At 70.7% G+C, this 19,592-nt stretch carries 15 protein-coding genes; 8 read left to right on the top strand and 7 right to left on the bottom strand.

What is annotated here, in order from left to right; genetic code table 11:
* Positions 1-189 precede the first annotated feature (189 nt).
* Positions 190-663 carry a CcdC protein domain-containing protein gene (locus EV371_RS24025; protein WP_207230593.1) on the bottom strand — a complete coding sequence of 158 codons (474 nt, stop codon included), beginning with the start codon at positions 661-663 and terminating at the stop codon, positions 190-192.
* Between the two features lie 65 nt (positions 664-728).
* Between EV371_RS24025 and EV371_RS24020 the strand changes: the two genes are divergently transcribed.
* The 5 genes from EV371_RS24020 to EV371_RS24000 all read left to right on the top strand — a co-directional run bounded on the left by EV371_RS24020 (position 729) and on the right by EV371_RS24000 (position 5,100).
* The gene (locus tag EV371_RS24020; protein ID WP_130464053.1) at positions 729-1,346 is read left to right on the top strand and encodes a TetR family transcriptional regulator C-terminal domain-containing protein; all 618 of its coding nucleotides are present in this window, start codon (positions 729-731) and stop codon (positions 1,344-1,346) included.
* A 294-nt stretch (positions 1,347-1,640) separates the two neighbouring features.
* A complete protein-coding gene (locus EV371_RS33935; protein WP_207230592.1) occupies positions 1,641-2,135 on the top strand; it encodes a hypothetical protein in 495 nt (164 codons plus the stop codon).
* 142 nt (positions 2,136-2,277) lie between these two features.
* A complete protein-coding gene (locus EV371_RS24010; RefSeq protein ID WP_165436824.1) occupies positions 2,278-3,570 on the top strand; it encodes a serpin family protein in 1,293 nt (430 codons plus the stop codon).
* A gap of 155 nt (positions 3,571-3,725) precedes the next feature.
* The gene (locus EV371_RS24005; RefSeq protein WP_130464051.1) at positions 3,726-4,454 is read left to right on the top strand and encodes a methyltransferase domain-containing protein; all 729 of its coding nucleotides are present in this window, start codon (positions 3,726-3,728) and stop codon (positions 4,452-4,454) included.
* A 136-nt stretch (positions 4,455-4,590) separates the two neighbouring features.
* Complete coding sequence (locus EV371_RS24000) at positions 4,591-5,100, top strand: DUF1877 domain-containing protein (RefSeq protein WP_130464050.1); 510 nt, start codon at positions 4,591-4,593, stop codon at positions 5,098-5,100.
* 384 nt (positions 5,101-5,484) lie between these two features.
* On the opposite strand, the gene EV371_RS23995 is transcribed toward EV371_RS24000, so the two are convergent.
* The 5 genes from EV371_RS23995 to EV371_RS23970 form a co-directional block, all read right to left on the bottom strand.
* Positions 5,485-6,908 (bottom strand): IS3 family transposase gene (locus EV371_RS23995; protein WP_486484910.1). Its coding sequence is split into 2 segments (ribosomal slippage): positions 5,485-6,557 and positions 6,557-6,908, totalling 1,425 coding nucleotides; the frame shifts between segments, so codons are not numbered across the junction.
* A 1-nt stretch (position 6,909) separates the two neighbouring features.
* Entirely contained in the window at positions 6,910-7,884 is a 975-nt protein-coding gene (locus EV371_RS23985; protein ID WP_130464049.1) for a hypothetical protein, read from the bottom strand.
* 51 nt (positions 7,885-7,935) lie between these two features.
* Entirely contained in the window at positions 7,936-8,718 is a 783-nt protein-coding gene (locus EV371_RS23980; protein WP_130464048.1) for a hypothetical protein, read from the bottom strand.
* Between the two features lie 100 nt (positions 8,719-8,818).
* Positions 8,819-11,593: a BTAD domain-containing putative transcriptional regulator gene (locus EV371_RS23975; protein WP_130464047.1), complete on the bottom strand. Its 2,775-nt coding sequence runs from the start codon at positions 11,591-11,593 to the stop codon at positions 8,819-8,821.
* A 111-nt stretch (positions 11,594-11,704) separates the two neighbouring features.
* Positions 11,705-12,799: a glycoside hydrolase family 5 protein gene (locus EV371_RS23970; RefSeq protein ID WP_486484767.1), complete on the bottom strand. Its 1,095-nt coding sequence runs from the start codon at positions 12,797-12,799 to the stop codon at positions 11,705-11,707.
* A 337-nt stretch (positions 12,800-13,136) separates the two neighbouring features.
* On the opposite strand from EV371_RS23970, the gene pta reads away from it, so the two are divergent.
* Both pta and EV371_RS23960 read left to right on the top strand, forming a co-directional pair.
* Positions 13,137-15,218 (top strand): phosphate acetyltransferase, encoded by a 2,082-nt coding sequence (pta, locus tag EV371_RS23965; protein WP_130464046.1) that lies wholly within the window; start codon positions 13,137-13,139, stop codon positions 15,216-15,218.
* Entirely contained in the window at positions 15,215-16,342 is a 1,128-nt protein-coding gene (locus EV371_RS23960) for an acetate/propionate family kinase (RefSeq protein ID WP_130464045.1), read from the top strand. The genes pta and EV371_RS23960 overlap by 4 nt, the downstream gene beginning before the upstream one ends.
* Before the next feature lie 31 nt (positions 16,343-16,373).
* Here EV371_RS23960 and EV371_RS23955 read toward each other — a convergent pair whose 3' ends face one another.
* Positions 16,374-16,883, bottom strand: coding sequence for a hypothetical protein (locus EV371_RS23955; RefSeq protein ID WP_130464044.1), 510 nt, complete (start codon positions 16,881-16,883; stop codon positions 16,374-16,376).
* A gap of 325 nt (positions 16,884-17,208) precedes the next feature.
* On the opposite strand from EV371_RS23955, the gene EV371_RS23950 reads away from it, so the two are divergent.
* Positions 17,209-19,551, top strand: coding sequence for a protein kinase domain-containing protein (locus EV371_RS23950; RefSeq protein ID WP_130464043.1), 2,343 nt, complete (start codon positions 17,209-17,211; stop codon positions 19,549-19,551).
* Positions 19,552-19,592: the final 41 nt, after the last annotated feature.

The following is a 19,592-nucleotide window of genomic DNA, read 5'->3' as shown; positions in this document are numbered from 1 at the left end:
CGGGTAGCGCCCCCGTTCGTCAACGTCCCGATCGCCGCTCGAACGGTGGAGCCCGACACCACCCCGGTGTCGGGCTCCACCGGCAGCGGCCACCAGGTACTGACACTCCACTGCCTCGGTGCGCCGAAGGTCGCGCGGGCGGTGGCGTGGAGCTATCGGCCGCGCCGCGAGCGTCTCGGCGTTCGGCGGTCATCGCCGACCGGTCGCGAACGGTACTCCGGTCGACAGCGCGCGCCTGCCGAGCGTGGCCAGTTCGCCGAGCAGGCTGACGCCGATCGACAGCGTCATCGGGCGAGCCTCGGCCCGCACGCCGGCGTGTACCGCGAGATAGCCGAGGCCGGCACTGATCGCGAACGAGGCGACCCAGACCGCCACGGTCCAACCGCTGTACCGCTGCCAGAGCACGCCGCCCTTCCTGAACAGCCGTACGGTGGTGCCCCGCACGGCGCCGAAGACGAGCCCGACGACGGATCCGGCGACGACCCAGCCAATCTCGGTGCCGGTCAGGTGGTCGACCTTCGTGAGCGCGTAGATGCCGATGCCCACCAGCACCAGGGGTGGTACGGCCAGGTCCCGCCCGTTCAGCGGCTCACCCACGAAGCGCTTCACGACGACCGCGATCACCCCAACGACGACGACGGCAGCCAGCAGCGAGGAATCCACGACACCCTCCCGATTTAGCATGTCGGTGCCAAAACACGTTAGCACGAGTATGCTAAAAAGGTGGCATGCCCAAGGTCGTGGATCCGCAGGCCCGCCGCCTGGCGGTCACCGAAGCGGTCTTCCGGGTCATCGACCGGGAGGGCCTCGAAGGGGCGACGCTGCGCAACATCGCCGACGAGGCCGACCTGGCCATCGGCTCGGTGCGGCACTACTTCACCGGTCACACCGACTTGACGATCTTCGCCTTCGGTGCACTCCGCGACCGGGTGACCGCGCGCATCCTGGGACACGTCGAACGGCTGCTCGGTGCGGACCCGGCCGATCCCGCGATCGATCAGCGCGCCGCGGTCGCGGAACTCCTCGCCGAGCTGCTGCCACTCGATGAGCGGCGTCGGCAGGAGGCCGTGGTCTGGCTCGCGTTCGTCACCGCCGCGCGCACCCGACCCGAGCTTCAGGAGCACGCACGCAAGCTGTACGACGGGATCCGGATGGTGGTGAGCCGGGTGCTCGACCGGGCGCGGCAAGCCGGCCGACTCCGGGACGACCTCGACCTCGCCGTGGAATCCGAGCGACTCAGCGCGCTGCTCGACGGCCTCGCCATGAACGCCGTACTGCAACCCGACCGGCTGCCACCCGCCGTGCTTCGCCAGGTCCTCACCAGCCATCTCGACAGCCTTGGATAATCGCGGTGACCCCGCCTGCCGCTACCTGGGCCAGCGGCGTGGCGCTACGACGACATGGACGGCCTGGTCGGTGACAGGTACAAGACCTGGTCGCAGTGGCGCGGCTACGACCGGGTCCGGGTAGCAAAGGCAGCGCCTGACCGGTGCCCTGAAGGCAGGCGGGCCGGGGGAAGCGATCGGCCGCGGTACGCCGTGACCCTTTGACGCACGCGAACTCCGCCCACCCGCCGGCCCTGGACGGCACAAGCCGCCCGTCCAGGGCCGGCGGTGCGCGGTGGGCGGTGCCAGGAGGCGGTGCATACCGTGGTCAGGCGGGTGGGTGTCCCGGTGCCGGAGTGGCCACCGGCTCTGCGTAGGAGAGCGGCCGTATTCGGCGAGGGCGTGGAAGGCTGCCTTCGGCGTCCACGAACCGTCCGGCAGGACGCGGACGATCCCGCGCGCGGCGAGGTCATAGTCGCGTTCCGGGTCGTCGGTGGTCGGCAGGTGCCGGTTCGCGAACGTGTACACGAATGCCGCCTCCACCCCGCCGGCCTCGTAGTCGCGCAGCAGGTCCAGGATGTAGCGGGCCTGGCCATCCTCGTCGCGCTCCAGCTCGGCGGTGAGCTTCGCGGCCCGGCCGTCATCGTCGTACGCCACCGGCTCCGCCGCGCCCGCGACGTCGGCTGCGCCGCGGAACGTGCAGCAGCCGAACTCGGTCGCGGCGCACGGCTTGCCCTGCCCCGCCGCGGCCGCCAGGGTTTGCGGGAACGCTGCGGCGTTGGTCGCGTCGCGGTACCCGGCGTCGCCTGAGAGTCACGACGACCGGGTGGGGTGTGGTGAGGCTGGCACGCTGATGGTCATCGAAACCTCCGACGATGACTCATCGTTCAATCTCTATGAATTTACGGCTTCTACCTGGCGCCTTCCGGTACGACTGCTCTACCGTCGCGGTATGGTTTCGCGTCGATCGATCCTGCGGACCGTACCGCTTGTGGCGGCTGCCGTTACCGCCGCCCCGGGACATCCCCGGTGGCTCGGGGCGCCGTCCACGGCGACGGATCCGGTACGTGTGCCCCCTGACCCGGCTGCGGCGGAGGCCGCCGCGGTTGCGCTCCGCGGCTTCACGGCCGACCTCTACCGCACCGTGGCGTCGACCCGGCCAGGCGGCAACGTGGTGTGCGCGCCGTACTCGGTCGGGCTCGCGCTCGCGATGACCAGGGCGGGCGCCGGCTCGACCACGGCGGACGAGATGGATGCCGTGCTCCACGCGCCGTATCCGCGACCCGGCGCGCTCGACACCGGGCTCAACACCGTCGATCAGTTGCTCGCCGGCCAGTACCAGGACGGCGACGGCGTCAGGCAGCCCCGGCTGAGCACGGCCAACGCCGTGTGGACACGGTGCGATCTGGGTCTGCGACCAGGTTTCCGGGACACCCTGGCCGGCTACTACGGTGCGGCGCCGCACCCGGTCGACTTCCGTGGTGCGCCGGAGATGGCCCGCCAGGAGATCAACACCTGGGTGTCCGACCGGACGAACGCGAAGATCCCGGAACTGTTGTCGCCCGATGCCGTGAGTACCGACACCAGCCTGATCCTCACGAACACGACCTACCTCATGGCGGCCTGGAGATATCCGTTCAGGATGACCGGCACGGTGCTGGAACCGTTCACCCGGGATGACGGCAGCCAGGTCGACGTCCCGATGATGCGCGGGCCGTTCGACAGGATGGGCTACCTGGAGGGGGACGGGTGGCGCGCGGTCGACGTGCCCTACGGCGGTGGCGATCTGGCCATGGCCATCGTGATGCCGACCCGGGACGATCTCGCCGCGGTCGAGGCGAACCTCGACGTGACGTGGCTGGGCGCTCTGTTGACCGGGTTCCGGTTCGTCGACGTCCAACTGCGCCTGCCCCGGTGGACGTTCCGCCTGCCGGCCAAGCTGCGTGCCGCGCTGAGCAGCCTCGGCATGCCCACGGCGTTCTCGTCACAGGCCGACTTCACCGCCATGAGCACCGAAGCAGCCCTGTGCATCGACGACGTGGTGCACGAGACGTTCATCGCGGTGGACGAGAAGGGTACCGAGGCGGCAGCCGCGTCGGCCGTCATCATCCCGCCGCCGTCGGTCCCGCAAGGACCGCAGTTCTTCGTCAACCGGCCGTTCCTGTACGTCATCCACGACCAGCTCACGGGCGTACCCCTGTTCATAGGCCGGGTGCACGACCCGCTGACCACCGGCCCGGCCTGACCGGAGCGCAAGGGCGGGTGCGCCCCGCTGTCGAGCAGCCCGGTTGGCCTGGGATGCCCGGCGGTCGACCAACGAGCGGCTTTCTCAGGTGCGCGACCAGGCCGAGCGCCTGCGGAGGTTCGTCGGGGGTACCTGGTTACCGCTACGGTGCTGCCGTGCCCGATGCGATCTTTGCCCATCCGCGCCTTGCCGCTGTCTACGACACGTTCGACGGCGAGCGCGCAGACCTCGACGCGTATCTCCGCGTCGCCGACGAGTGTGATGCCCGTCACGTGCTCGACGTCGGCTGCGGTACAGGGTCCCTGGCCATCCTGCTGTCGCGAAGCGGACGACAGGTGACCGGTGTGGATCCCGCCGGAGCATCTCTCGACGTGGCGAAGTCCAAGCCCGGGGCCGCATCGGTCACCTGGATCCAGGGCGACGCGACGACGCTTCCCGCGCTGTCGGCTGACCTCGCGATGATGACCGGCAACGTGGCCCAGGTGTTCCTCGACGACGATGACTGGAGCGCGACGCTTCATGGCATTCGTGGCGCGCTGCGCGACGGCGGCCATCTCGTGTTCGAGACGAGGCGCCCGGAACGCCGCGCCTGGGAGGAGTGGGCCGTCGATACCGGCCCCGTCATCCGGAACATTCCGGGAGTCGGCGAGGTCGAGCAGCGCAGGGAAGTCACCAGGGTGGCGTTGCCGTATGTCTCCTTCCGGTACACGTACAGGTTCGCCTCGGACGGCCTGGAGGTGCGGTCCGACTCCACCCTCAGGTTCCGCAGTCGTGCAGAGGTTGAGGAGGCCCTGACGAGCAACGGTTTTGCCATCCTCGACGTTCGAGACGCGGCAGACCGCCCTGGCCGGGAGTACGTCTTCGTGGCGCGACGAACGCACTGACCGCACCGACACGAAACGATGGCTGCGCTGCCGCTCCCGCCGAGCGACTGGCCGACGGCGACGATACCCCTGCGTCGGGTCTGTTGAATGCGCACCGCAGGCAGGTGGCGGCCTGCGGTCTGGAAGACTCTCGGGCGTGGCGGTAACACAGCAGTTGGCGCGGCTGTCGCCCGAGCAGCTCGCCAGGTGCCGCGGCTCGGTGGAGGAGTTGGACAGGCTCTGTTCGTTCGAGTTGCTGTCCTCGTCGGACTACCTGGATCTCGATTGGGCGCCGGCGCCGCTCCTCGGCGTCTTCGAACTGGCACGGGTCGGTCCGCCGATCCTGGCGGGGCTGCGACGGGGGCTCGGTGGCGACACGGAGGTCAATCCGGCGTACCGCGACCGACCGGAATCGGTGTCCGGACATCCTGTGACGGCGCTCGAATCCGACGCCGTCGCTGAGGTCGCCGGCCTGCTCGGGCAGGCTGAACCGCAGACTGTGCTGGTCGCACTGCCTGAGGACGCCGCCTCGGCGCGGCTGAGCATCGGCATGCGCGACTTCGATGGGCACCCGGGACCATATCTGCACCGGCATCTCGTCGCGCTGCGTGCCTTCTACGCAGACGCGGCCCGGCGGAGGCTTGCGGTTGTCCTCTGGTGGGACTGAGCCGCATCGCACCGGTCGCCTCCGGGTGATGGGCGCGCACCATGTTGAACCTTTTCGACCTGAACCACGCGGCGCTCACACACCGGGTCCGATCTTGCGCTCCGACGGACCGCAAGGGGAGGTTGAAAAAGGTTCATTGTGGTGGGCCATGATCGGGACCCCTTCCGGATCCAGCCAGCCTTCCGACCTCTGGCGGCCGGCCTGGTGACGCAGATCAAGCAGCGGGGCAGGGGTGGAGACCTCCGGTTGGCATGGGCGTCACCACCGCACACCTCGCCGGAGGTCTCCATGGATCAAGCCGGCACGCCGTCAGCAACACTCATGGTCACTACGGCTAGAAACCGCTCCACCGGAACCTGTCAAGATCAATGAGACAGGGATTGGTCACATTGTTTGTGTGGCGGCTGGTGGTTGGTTGATCCAGGCAGCGCCGGGGATGGGTGGCGGCGTGGGCTGCCGTGGGAAGCGGTTGGGGTTGGCCGCGTAGGCGGCGTTGAGGACCTCGGCTCGCTGGAGGCGGACCTGGTCGGCAGTGCCGAAGTGCACTGATGCCGGGGTGTGCAGGCCGATGCCGGAGTGCCGGTGTTCGTGGTTGTAGTAGGTGAAGAACTCCTGGCAGAACGCGCGGGCGTCGTGGATGGAGCCGAACCGGTCCGGGAACGCCGGGCAGTGTTTGAGGGTCTTGAACGCCGATTCGGAGTAGGGGTTGTCGTTCGATACTCGTGGGCGGGAGTGGCTGCGGGCGATGCCGAGGTCGGCCAGTAGCACGGCGACGGGCTTGGAGGTCATCGAGGTGCCGCGGTCGGCGTGGACCGCCTTCGGGGCGGCGCCGATACGGGCGATCGCGTCGGCGATGAACTCCTCGGCCAACTCGCCGGACTCTCGTGGCGCGACCTGCCAGCCGACGACGTACCGGCTGTAGATGTCGAGCATCACGTACAGGTCGTAGTAGACGCCCCGGTACGGGCCGTGCAGTTTGGTGATGTCCCAGGTCCACACCTCGTTTGGGGCGTGGGCGACCAGTTCGGGACGCACCCTGGGCGGATGCGCCGCTTGGCGGCGGCGCTCGCGCACCTCACCGTGGGCGCGCAGCAGCCGGTACATGGTCGCCTCGCTGCACAGGTAGGTGCCCTCGTCGAGCAGGGTCGCCCAGATCTGGGCCGGGGCCTTGTCGGCGAAACGGGGTGAGCGCAACACCGCCAGGACCTGCGCCTGTTCCGCCTCCGACAGTGCGTTGGCCGGTCTGCGCCGCGGCGCCGGCGGCGCCTTCACCGCCGCGGGCTTGGCCTGCCGGTAGTGGGTGGCCCGCGACTTGCCCAGCAGGTCGCAGGCTCGCTTGGTCGAGGTCAACGGCGCCAGTTCGGCGAACGCGTCGTCGATCACCCGCGCCGCCGCCGTTCGGGTGTCGGCTCCGCGCTCTCGGAGAGCAACCCCAAGAGCGCGTGTGCTTTTCCCACCACGTCCAGCGCCGCTTTCGTCCGCGCCAGCTCCGCCTGCAGGCGTTCGTTGTCCCGCCGCAGCCGCTCGTTCTCCGCCTGCTCCGGGCTCTTGCCCGGCCGCCGGCCCGGCCTGGACGCCGGCCCCGCCAAGGCTCCCGCGTCGCGGGCGCGGCGCCACTCGATGATGTGCGAGTGATACAGCCCCTCCCGGCGCAGCAGCGCACCCCGCGCGCCGGCCTCGGACAGGCCGTCGTACTCGGCCACGATCGCCAGCTTGTACTCAGCGGTGAACGTCCGACGCTTCGGCCGATCCGAGCGGGGTGAAGAGGCTGAACTCATCCGCCCATCCTCGCCCAGGCCGATGCCCATGTCAGCGATGCTCAAGGTCACGATCGTTGATGATCCCGTCTCGCCCTACTTCAGAAAATCCGGTTCTCCGGTGTCTCACAAGATCCTGGCAGAGAGGGCACTGGCGGGCCGAGCATTTCCAGGTCTTGCCGTCGTCCTGCGAGACGCAGACCACCAGGATCTTCCCGAGGATGGGAAGCCTGAAGGTGAAGAGGTGGAGCTTCGTCTTCGCGTACGTCACGCCCGACTTCTCGGCGATCTCGGCCAGCGCCCACCCGGAGTCCGGCCCCTCCAGGGTCGCCACCCGGCGCAGCGAGTCGACGTCCTTGCCGTCGACGAGCGTCTCGATATCCTCGGCCGAGGGCTCGACGTCGCCGATCAGCGTCTCCACCGCGTACGGGCCGTTGATGGCAACGCCGTTGGCCCTCTCGAAGGCCGCCTTCGTCCCCTGCACCGTGGTATCCCCGGAGAGGTCGAGAGTCAGGATCTGGCCGACCCCCAGACGCGCCTGGATGCATTCCCAGACCGTCTTGCCGCTGGCGATGCACATCGTCAGGCACCACTCCCGGCCGCCGGGTGCGGAGTTGGCAAAGAGCAGGGAGGATGTTGCCGTCCCGCTGTCGCCCCTGCCGTCGTGCACGCCGTCGGCGAGGTCGGCCATGGTCGTGTCGAGGAGGTCCCGGGTGCCCGGCATCGTGCCCAGCACCTTGACGTCGTCGATCTCCGCGCCGGTGACGAGCGCCGCCAGTTGGTCGACGGGGAGATGCCGGCCGCCGGCGTCGATCGCCAGCACCTTCTCCAGGTCGCCGACGGGCTGGCCGGTCAGCTCCTCGAACCGCTTGAGCATCATTCCCGGAGCACCCGGCTGGTCGGTGACCGTCGTCCGGGCGTCGCCCTCGGCGGCGCCCGACGGAGCGGGCGCGGTCGCCAACCCGACGACCAGGGCCGTGGCGACGATCATGGCCTTTCTGGTGGTGATCTTCCACGTTGCTGTCATCTGGTCCTCACCTCGTTGTCTCGGGAGCGCTGCTGGCGGGGTTGATGAGGACTACCAGCGGCACACGATCACCACGCCCAGGCCGTTGGGGGAGGGGGCCCAGTCGCAGTGCCGGTCGAGCCACTCGCCGATGTCGTGGATCGTGTCCGCGACCCATGCGAACACCGATTTGATCGCGCCCCACAGGCTGAGGTAGACGACGGTCGACTCGGGTGTGCCGCCGGCCTCGTCGATGACGTCCTTCGTCGACTTGGCCGGATCCGGCTTCTCGATGGTGTCCAGCACGCGTACGCCGGTGGTGTCCTTGCCGGCCAGCAGCGCCTCGATTTCCTCGGGGGTCCGCTCCTTGCCGTCGTCGACGGCTACGATCGCGCGGTCGACCGTCACCTCTCTGCTGCCGGTGACGGCCTGGGCGATGGCGGTGATCTCGCCCAGCGTGAGGTCGTTGCCGAGCGCGGGACCGGTGAACCGCCGGACCGAGACCGCGCCGGACGGATCGATCCGGATCTCGTCGGCCGCAATCGCCTTGTCCGTCCTGCCCCGATCCCATGCGAACACCCACTGTCCGCGGACGCAGTCGAACTGACCGTAGACCCGGCCCTCGGGTGCGGTCCCGGTACGGATGATCTCGTCTCGCTCGTCCACGTACTGGACCACGCAGTCGATGCCCTTCTCCGATGGCCTGCTGGTCTTGCTCCCGACCGTCGAGGACCCGGCGGCCGAGACATCGGCAGCGGAGGAGATAGCGGGGGAGGAGATGGCGGCGGAGGACCCGGCCAGCACCATCCCGCTGACCGCCCCGAGCACCGCGAGGCAGCGCGTCAAGCGTCTCATCGAACGCTCCGTTCCTGGAGGGAGAACTGGTGTCCGAAGAGTGCCGGCCCAGGCCGAAGCGGCCCTGAAAGGACGCTGAAACGGGTGACGTCAGCTGCCGTCAGCGGTGCCGGGCGGTGTCGAGCTGTTCGAGTTCGGCGCGGATCGACTCGGCGTCGGCGTCGCCGAGTTCGTCGAGGATGGCCAGGGCACGGCACCACGCGGTGCGGGCGGCGCCGAGGTCGGCGAGGGCCCGGTGGCTACCGCCGAGATTGACGTATGTACTCGCCTCGGCGTACCGGTCGTTGACCTGGGCGAAGAGTTCGAGCGCATGCTCGTAGCAGGCGATCGCCCGTTGGTCGTCGCCAAGCTGGTGATGGGTGTAGCCGAGGCTGTCCCAGGTATCGGCCTGGCCCTGGACGTCGTCCACCTCCTGCAGCATTCTCAGCGCCTCGCCGCACGACTCGAGGGCACGGTGGCAGTTGCCGAGCAGGGCTTCCTGCCAACCGACCGCGTTCAGGGTGTACCCCTGTCCGGCCCGGTTCCCGGTCCGCCGGAACAGGGCCAGCGCCCGCCGGGAATGGCTGAGTGCCTCGCGATACCGCCCCTGCCGCTCGGCCAACTGGCCGAGGTTCAGGCAGGTGTGTGCCCGCCCGGCATCGTGACCGACGGCGGTGAACAGGTCGAGCGCGCGCCGCAGGTGATCGTCGGCCTCGTCGTACCGGCGGAGCCGGGAGCAGGCGAGACCGAGGCTGCGGTGCGCGTGACCCTGGCCGGCCTGATCCCCGATCCGGGACGCGGCGGCGAGCGCGATGCGCTGGGTGCCGAGCCAGTCCTGCCAGTGCCCCTGCCGATGGAGGAAGCCGGCCATGGTCCAGGCGAGCCGCCAGGCGTGCCCCTCGAACCCGGACCGTGCGGCGAGTGGTACCGCGGCGAGCAGGACGGCGACCTCGGCGGTGAACCACGCCGTGGCCTCCGACCGGCTCCTGGGGCGTTCGGGCATCACACCGGCGCCCGGTGGCGGGAGGCTGATCTCGCTGAAGTGCGGGTGCAGCGCGAGGTCGGCGGTGTGCGCGCTGTGCAGGCAGTGGTCGAGCAGCCGGTGGAGGGCGGCACGGCGGTCGGGCGGTGGCTCGACCTCGTCGGCGAGGTCGGTGGCGTACGCCCGCAGCAGGTCGTGGAAGGCGTACCGGCCGTACGCGTGCTCGGTGAGGAGGTTCGCCCGACTCAGCTCGGCGAGCAGGGGACCGATCCGGTGCACAGCGACGCCTGCCAGACTCGCCACGGTGGGGGCGGAGACGTCCGGACCGGGATGCAGGCTCAGGAGCCGGAACAGTCGGACCGCGGCCGGGCTGAGCGTCCGGCACGACCAGGAGAAGACAGTTCGGACATCGGTGGCCTCGTCGCCGCCGTGAAAGGCGTCCAGGTCGCGCAGCTCACCGGCGATCGCGGCCAACGGGAAGTGCCGGTTGGTGGCGGCCCTGGCCGCGACGATGGCCAGGGCGAGGGGCAGTCGCGCGCATCGGTTGGCGATCTCGTCGGCTGCGGCGGGTTCGGCGGCGACCTGGCGCGCCCCGAGCCTGCGGACCAGCATGTCACGGGCTTCGGCAGCGCTCAGCAGATCGAGGACCACCGGTTGGGCGCTCTCGATCACGACCAGCGGGGTGAGCCGGTCCCGACTGGTGACGATCGCGAGGCAGTCGGGCGAGCCGGGCAGCAGCGGCCGGACCTGTTCGGCGTCGCGGGCGTTGTCCAGCACCACGAGCAGGCGCTTGCCGGCCACCAGCGTGCGGTACAGGCTCACCAGTGCGTCCGGTTCGCCCGGCATCCGTGCCGCCGGGACGCCGAGCGCCTCCAGGAATCCGTGCAGCGCTCGCGCCGGCTCGGTCGGGGTGGTCGACGAGTCGAAGCCGCGCAGGTTGACGTAGAGCTGGCCGTCGGGGAACCGCGCGGCGGCGCGGTGTGCCCAGTGCACGGCGAGCGCGGTCTTGCCGACGCCCGCGGTGCCGCACACCACCACGGCGCCGCCCCGGTCGACCGACGCGTCGAGGATGGCGAGTTCCGCGGCACGTCCGGTGAACGTCGGTACGGCCGGGGGCAGTTGCCCGGCGACCGACCGTGCCGCCGGCGGAGCGGGTACCGCGATGCTCCTGTCCTGGCGCAGGATGGCCTTTTCCAGATTCCGCAGCTCCGGGCTCGGGTCGATGCCGAGGTTGTCGTTGAGGGCGGCACGCAGCTGCCGAAACATGGCGACCGCCTCGCCCTGCCGGCCGTCGCGGTACAGCGCAAGCATGAGCTGTGCGTGCAGCTGCTCGTCGAAGGGGTGCTGCCGGACGAGCCTTTCCAGGTCGGGGATGAGCCGTGCGTACTCGCCGACGGAGAGCAGGGCCTCGGCGAGTGCCCGGTCGGCCGTCAACCGCAGCCGTGCCAGGTGTTCCGCCTGCTCCTCCAGCCAGGCGGACCCGGTCACGTCGGCCAACGGCTGACCACGCCACAGCGCCACCGCGGCCGTCAGGTGGGCCACCTGCTCGGTCCGGTCCGCAGACCGCCGGGCGAGTTCGAGGAGGCGCTCGACGGCCTGGACGTCGGTGGACTCCGGCCCGGTGTTCAGCACGTAACCGGGCGGGCGTGCCACGATCGACCGGGGCTCGCCGAGCACTCCGCGCAGATAGGACACGTGACGTTGCAACGTGTTCGCCACGGTGGCCGGTCGGCGCTCGCCCCAGACCACGTCGACGAGCCGGTCGACGCTGACGACCCGGCCCACGTGCAGCGCCAACGTCGCCAGCACGGCCCTGCGGCGAGCACCGCTCACCGCCTGCGGCCGGTCGGCGACGACCACCTCCAGCGGTCCGAGCAGCCGGACGCGCACGTCCGTGGCAACCGTCGACAGCACCGTTGCAGGCTAACTCTCCTGGTGAGAGAGTTTGATCTATCCGTCGCGCAATGGACACGCACCCGACCCGACCCCGCGGGGGTTGCGGACTCGCCGCTACGGTGTCGGGAGCTACAGTCCCCAGCCGTACCGGATCCGGTCGTGGCCGGAGGCGTTACGGACGGTCAGGTGGAGACTGGTGCCGCTGCCGCTGAGGGCGAACATCGAGTAGTAGTCGTAGCCGAGGCTCCCGGTCGGCTTGCCGCCGAGCGCGGGCCAGTAGACGCCACCCATCTGGTTGTCACGCATGACCTGTGTGACAGCGCGAATGTGCCGTACGAAGTTGTCGGTGCTGCCCGCGTCGGCGTAGTTCAGGCCGGTGGACATCGGCGCGCCGTACTCGGTCACGACCGCGCGGGAGGCACAGTTCCCGAGACGGGTCTGGATGTGGCTCCGGAAGGCGTCGTACGTCATCGCGTTGTAGAAGAAGGCGTAGTGGTGGAAGGAGAGCAGGGTTCCGCGCAACCGGCTGTCGTTGCAGACGTCCCGGAGATCCTGGCTGTAGCCGGTGCCGCCGACGAGCACCCGGCCGGGCACCGCCGAGTAGTGGTAGCTGAGCCAGTTCGCTGCGATGTTGCGCCAGTCCGCCGAACTGTAGCCGTGGGGCTCGTTCATCGGCTCGAAGTAGACATTGGTGTTGGAGCCGTAGGTGTAGGTCACGCGGGACCACATCGTGTTCCACGCCGCGAGGTTCGTGATCCTGCCGCCGGAGGCGGCGCCGTCCTCCCAGTAGGCGAGGATGACCTTGAACCCGCGGGCGGTGGCGGCGTCGATGGCGCCCCGGTAGTTGTTCCACCACGTCGTGCCGACGGTGTGGGTGTTGATCGGCAGTCGGACGGTGTTCACCCCCATGGCGGCCATATCGTCGTAGAGGGCGTTGGCCTTTGCCCGCACGGTCGCGTTGCTGTCGGACTGGCTCAGGCCGTGGAGGACGAGTGGGCCCGTGCTGAAGTTGTCGCCCAGCACGGCCCAGTTCATGCCCCTGAACTGATTGGTGACCGCGCCGGCGGGTGAGCCACCGAGGACGGCGGCGACCGGAATCAGCAACATCGCGGCCAGGGCGCCGACGAGGACGCGCCCCGGTGAGCGCCGGCGGGACGCCGATCCCTCGCCATGTCGAGTGTTGTTCATGGTCCTGGTCGATCTGGTGCTCTGTGGGGTCGTCAACGTCTCGTCCTTCCTCACGGATGCCGTCGCCGGCAACATATTGTTAGTCCGGTGTGAACGTCGACGCGACTTTTCGAACTGACTTGACCGGGAATAGACATAGACGCACATGAGTGATCCTGAGGCGATCTTCCGACTTCCATGATTCTTTAGATATTGACGACTCTCGCTCATGGTCGTCCAAGTGTGTCCGTTACCCGAAACCTCTCCATCGAAGACGAGAGGGGTGCGGATCGCCGCCGGGCGGCAGGAGGCCACCCGGATGACATGCCGGCACCACCCGGACGAGACAATCGAGATCCCTGTGCGGGTGGTACTGACGGAAGGTCGGTGAGCAGTGGCTCCCAGTGTTTACGTCGCCGGGCTCGGTCCCGGTGCGGGCAAGGCGGCCGTCGCGCTGGGCCTCGCCGAGCTGCTGTCCCGGCGGGTCGCTCCGCTGGGCATGTTCCGGCCGGTGGTGCCCACCACCCGCGACGACCCGGTGCTCACGCTGCTGACCGCGCGCTACCCGGTTGCCGCCGGTTACGCCGACTCGTTCGGAGTGACCGGCAACCAGGCGGCGGCGCTGGCGGCGGAGGGGCGACAGGAGGAGCTGATCGGCCGGATCGTCGAGCGCTATCGCGAGTTGGAGCGGCGCTGCGCCGCCGTGGTCGTCGTCGGTGGGGACGTCACCGACCTCGACGACGACGCCCCGGGCGGGCCGGACCAACTGCTCGGATTCCACGCCCGGCTCGCCACCGAGTTCGGCAGCCTGGTCGTGCCGGTGGTGGACGGGCTGGACCAGTCACCCGAGCTGGTCGCGGCGGCGGCGCGGACGGCGTACCACGACGTCGTCGGGGCCGGGGCCACCGTGCTGGCGGTGATCGCCAACCGGGTACCGGAGGGTACCCCCGCCCCGACCGGGCTGCCGGTGCCCGCGTACGCGATCCCCGAGGTATCGGCCGTGTCGGCGCCGACCGTGGCGGAGGTGGCGGCGGCGCTCGACGCGACCGTCCTCTCCGGCGACTCCGCGGCGCTGGACCGCGACGTGCTGGACGTGGTGGTCGGTGCCGCGCACGTACCGGTGCTCCTCGACCACCTCACCGACGGCTGTCTCCTCATCACGCCCGGGGACCGGGCCGACCTACTCGTCGCGGCCAGCGCGGCGCATGCCGGCGGAGCCGTCACCCTCGCCGGCCTGGCGCTCACCCTCGGCGAGCATCCGGACCCGCGCGCGATGCGGGTGATCGAGCGGCTGCACACCGGCCTGCCGGTGCTGGTGACGAAGAGCGACAGCTATGACACGATCGGCACCGTCAGCCGGCTCGAGGGGCGGCTCGCCGTCACCACGCCCCGCAAGGTGGAGGCCGCGCTCGGCGCCTTCGAGGCCCACGTCGACCCGGTCGAACTGATCCGTCGGCTGGACGTGACCAGATCCCACCGGATCACCCCGCTGATGTTCGAGAACGATCTCCTCGACCGGGCCCGCACGTCTCGCCGGCATCTGGTCCTGCCCGAGGGCACGGAGCCTCGGGTGCTGCGGGCGGCGGAGACCCTGCTCCGCCGGGGCGTCGCCGACCTGACGCTGCTGGGCCCCCCGTTCGAGATCAACCGCTGCGCGAGCGAGCTCGGGGTCGACATCACCGCGGCCCGGCTGGTCGACCCCGAGACCAGCGAGTGGCGGGACGCCTTCGCCGCCCGCTACGTCGAACTGCGCCGGCACCGGGGCGTGGCGCTGGACCTGGCGTACGACGTGGTGCGCGACGTGAACTACTTCGGCACGTTGATGGTCGAGGCCGGACTGGCCGACGGGATGGTCTCCGGAGCCAACCACACCACCGCGGCGACGATCCGACCCGCCTTCGAGATCATCAAGACCGAACCGGGTGTCTCCGTCGCCTCCAGCGTCTTCTTCATGCTGCTCGCCGACCGGGTCCTGGTGTACGGCGACTGCGCGGTCAACCCGGACCCCGACGCGTCCCAGCTCGCCGACATCGCGCTCTCCAGCGCCGACACCGCTGCCCGGTTCGGTGTCGAACCGAAGCTGGCCATGCTCTCGTACGCCACCGGCACCTCCGGGACGGGCGCGGACGTCGACAAGGTCGCCCGGGCCACCGAGTTGGTCCGGGCCCGCCGCCCCGAGCTGCCGGTGGAGGGGCCCATCCAGTACGACGCCGCCGTCGACCCGACGGTCGCGGCGACGAAACTGCCCGACAGCCCGGTCGCCGGTCACGCCACGGTGCTGGTCTTCCCGGACCTCAACACCGGCAACAACACGTACAAGGCGGTGCAACGGTCGGCCGGAGCGGTCGCGGTCGGCCCGGTGATGCAGGGGCTGCGCCGTCCCGTCAACGACCTGTCCCGGGGCGCCACGGTCAAGGACATCGTCAACACCGTCGCCATCACGGCGATCCAGGCGGCCGGAAGGGAATCCCCGTGACGAGAGTGCTGGTACTCAACTGCGGCTCGTCGTCGCTGAAGTACCGGCTCTTCGACGGCGTCCGGACCGTGGACCGTGGCCTGGTGGAGCGGATCGGCGAGCCCGGCGGCGACGCGCCGGACCACGCGTCGGCGCTGCGGGACGTGCTGGCCCGGATCGACCTGGCGGATCTCGGCGTCGTCGGGCACCGGGTCGTGCACGGCGGCACCGAGTTCACCGGGCCGACCGTCGTCGACGACGATGTCGTCGCGGCCATCGAGCGGCTGGTTCCACTGGCGCCGCTGCACAACCCGGCAAACCTGACCGGGATCACCGTGGCCCGACAGATGCTGCCGCGGGTGCCGCAGGTGGCGATCTTCGACACCGCCTTCCACACCACGATGCCCCCGGCCGCCGCGACGTATGCGCTCGACGCCGACCTGGCCCGACGCCTGGGGGTACGCCGCTACGGCTTCCACGGCACGTCGCACGCGTACGTGGCCCGGCAGACCGCGCGGCTGCTGGAGCGCCCGTCCGACGAACTCGACCTGATCACGCTGCACCTGGGTAATGGGGCGAGCGCCTGCGCGGTGTCCCGGGGCCGCAGCGTGGCCACCTCGATGGGACTGTCACCGCTCGCCGGCCTGGTGATGGGGACCCGCAGCGGCGACCTGGACCCGGCGGTGCTGTTCCACCTGCACCGGGTCGGCGGGCTGTCCGTGGCGGAGATCGACGAGTTGCTCAACCACCGCAGCGGGCTGCTCGGGCTGACCGGCGACAACGACATGCGCGGCGTACTGCGCCGCCGGGCGGCCGGTGACCCCGCCGCGAGTCTCGCCTTCGACGTGTACTGCCGACGCCTCACCGAGTACGTCGGGGCCTACCTCGCGGTGCTCGGCCGCCTGGACGCCATCACCTTCACCGGCGGGGTCGGCGAGCACGCGGTCGAGGTACGCGCCGGCGCGCTCGCCGGACTGTCGGGGCTCGGCATCGTCGTCGACCCGGACCGCAACGAACGCTCCGCGTCGGTCATCTCGCCGCCCACCGCACCGGTGAGGGTGTGCGTGATTCCGACCGACGAGGAGCGGGAGATCGCCGAGCAGGCGCTCGCGGTACTGACGGGCCAACCCGTACCAGGACCGTGAGCGCGCTACCCCGGCCGCCGGACCTACCCGGTCAGTTGTTGGAGAACGACCACAGGTGGCGCAGCGGCATGGTGGCGTAGTTCACCCGAACGCCCGCACGCACCTGCTTCTGGCCGGCCTCGCTCCAGTTGAAGTTGCACCTCGCCCAGGAACCGGCCCCATGGGTGTTGCGGCAGTACCGGTATGCCAGGCCCCGCTCGCTGTCGATCCGGGCCATCGCCGAGCGGCCGTCGGCGTCGTTGTCCTTCACGTACACGTAGTCACCGTCGTATTCGACGCAGACGATCGTGGCGCCGTAGGTGGAGGCCGGCGCGGTGGTGCAGACGCCGACCGGGTACGACACCTTGACGCCGGTCTGGCACGAGGCGTACGCCCCTTCACAGCCGACGAAGTAGAGGTCACCGTCGGCCATGCTCGGGGTCGGGGCGGCGAAGACGCCGACCGCCGTCACCACCAGGGCGAGGAGCGCGCCCCACAGCCGGCGGCCGGAGCCGGGCCGGGCCCGCAGACGTCCTTTCGAGACCATCCTGATCCGCACCATCAACGTATCCTCTTTCCGGTTGGGTTCGACGCGACGCGAGAACGGCCACAATCCTCTCAACGAAGGCCGTCGTTGATCATCTGAGTCGGCCATCCTTGAAGGAATCTTGAGAGCCACCGGGGGATGCCCGGTCCGCGCAGCCGGCCGGGCCGGGGGTACGACGGCCGGGAACGCGTCCGCGTCCTCGCCTTGCTGATCAAGGCCGTCTTCGCCGAGACTGGCGGGGCGGCACCGTGGCCGGCGCCCAGCGTGTCTCCGCCTGGCGTACGCCACCCGGATCGCCGTCGTTGGCTGACTCCGGACTCTTCGAGAAAGCGATGGGTACATGACAGACGGTCATGCGGTGCGGGCGATCGCGCCGGGATACCGGATCGTCAAGCGGGTCCGACGTGGCGCCGACTCGGCCGTCTACCACGCCGTCCGGGAAGACGACGGCGCGGAGGTCGCGCTGAAGGTGCTGCTCTCCGAGGCGTACCCGGTCGACGGGGAAGCGGCACGGCTGCGGCGGCTGCCACGCCATCCACACCTGGTACGCGTCCTCGACTCCGGCCGGACCGTGCACGGCTTCCCCTATCTGGCGATGGAGTACCACCCGGACGCCTCCTACGCGGAGGTGCTGGCCCGCTCCGGACCGCTCTCCGTCGACGAGGCGGTGCGGGTCGGTCTCGCCGTGGCCGAGGCTCTCGACGCGGCACACGGCGTCGGCCTGCTGCATCGGGACCTGACACCCGGCAACGTCCTGCGCGCCGCCGACGGCCCGCTGCTGACCGACTTCGGCAGCGCCGCCGTACCGGACGAGCTGGCCGGTACGGTCGCGCTCGACCGGCTCACCCCGGCGCACGCGTCCCCCGAGGCGCTGTTGCGGCAGGAGCAGGATGCCCGGTCCGACGTGTACGGCCTGGGGTCGACGGTATGGACGCTGCTCGCCGGCCATCCTCCGTTCGCCTCGCCCGACGAGCGGTCGCCCGACCCGTTCGAGTACCGCGAGTACGCGCTGCACCGGCCCGCGCCACCGGTGCCCCGGGACGACGTACCGCAGTGGCTTCAGGACGTGCTGGGCCGGGCGTTGGCCAAGGCGCCCGACGACCGGTACCCCAGCGCCAGGGCGTTGGCGACCGACCTGCGGGAGCGCCGGGCCGCCGTCCCGCTGGGGGAGCTCGGTCGGAACCGACGCGCGGCGCGGGTGACGGCAGCCGAGACGTCCTCCTCCTCCGAGGATGCGCGCCCGCCCGCGCGCCCCCCGGTACCGGTGATCCAGGTTCCCCCGTCCGGTTCGGCGCCGACCGGCCACACCACGCCCACCGCACCGATCGCGACTACCGCATCGGCCCCGGACGTCGCGTCCGGGTCCGCCACCACCTCCGGGTCGGTCCCGCCCACCACCCCGGCCCCGGCTGTCCCGTCAGCCCCGGCCCCGGCCGCCACACCGGCCCCGGCTGCCACACCGGCCCCGGCTGCCACACCGGCCCCGGCTGCCACACCGGCCCCGGCTGCCACACCGGCCCCGGCTGCCACACCGGCCCCGGCTGCCACACCGGCCCCGGCTGCCACACCGGCCCCGGCTGCCACACCGGCCCCGGCTGCCACACCGGCCCCGGCCGCCACACCGGCCCCGGCCGCCACACCGGCCCCGGTCGCCGCGCCCGTCCCACCGCCGGCCAGCGGCGCTGCCAGCCCGGTTCCGGCCTCCCGTCCGGAGACAGCGGCCGGGTCGTCTGGTCCGGAGACGGCGGTGGCCGGGTCGTCTGGTCCGGAGACAGCGGCCGGGTCGTCGGGCCTGGAGACAGCGGTGGCCGGGTCGTCGGGTCTGGAGACAGCGGCCGGGTCATCGGAGATCGAGCCAGGATCCCCGATCGGTCCGATGCACCGTTCCGCAGAGGCGCCGCGGGGACGGCCCGGGGACCACCGCGAGCCGGAGCCCGGGACACGAGGTACGGCGTATCCCAAGGCGGCCGACCCCGAGGAACGGCGTGTGGCCGATTCCGAGATGCGGCGGGTGGCCGATTCCGAGATGCGGCGTGCGGCCGATTCCGAGATGCGGCGGGTGGCCGTTCCCGCGGCACGGCGGATGGCTGACGCCGAGGGACCGCGAGCGGTGGAGCCGCAGGCTCGGCAACCGGTGGAGCCGCAGGCTCGGCAACCGGTGTGGGGCGCCGGGGCGCCGCGTCCGCTCGGCGTGCCCGAAGATGGGGGAGCGTCCTTCCACGACGACCTGTCGGAGTTTGACGACCCGGCGCCGCTGCGGGGCGGAACGCGCCGGACCCGGCGCCTCGGCATGGTTGCCGCGGCGGTCGTCATCTGCCTGGGTGCCGTACTCGTCGCCTCACTCGTCTACCGGACCGTCACGCCGGGTACGCCGGAGGCCGCCCAGATCGGACCGGGCGCCCCGGAGGACCTGCGACTCACCGACGAACGCGTCGCGGTCACCCTCACCTGGCGGGACACCAGCGATGGCAACGCGATCGTCTACGTCGTCGGCGCACCGCGTGGCAACGAGCCGACCACGCTGGCCAGCGCGGCCCGCGGGTCGACCTCGGTACGGGTCAACGGACTCAACCCGCAGGTGGAGTACTGCTTCCGGCTCGTCGCCGCGCTTTCGATCGACGAGGTGGCCACGTCAGGCGAGGCGTGCACGAACAGGTTCGGCGCCGACCCGACACCCAGCTGATCCGGTGCGAGTCGACAATGGACCCCGGTGGCTGCTCAGAC

It is taken from the genome of Plantactinospora sp. CNZ321 (genome assembly GCF_004217235.1).
The sequence above is the reverse complement of the archived record's forward strand: the minus strand, read 5'-3'. Positions and strand labels throughout refer to the sequence as shown.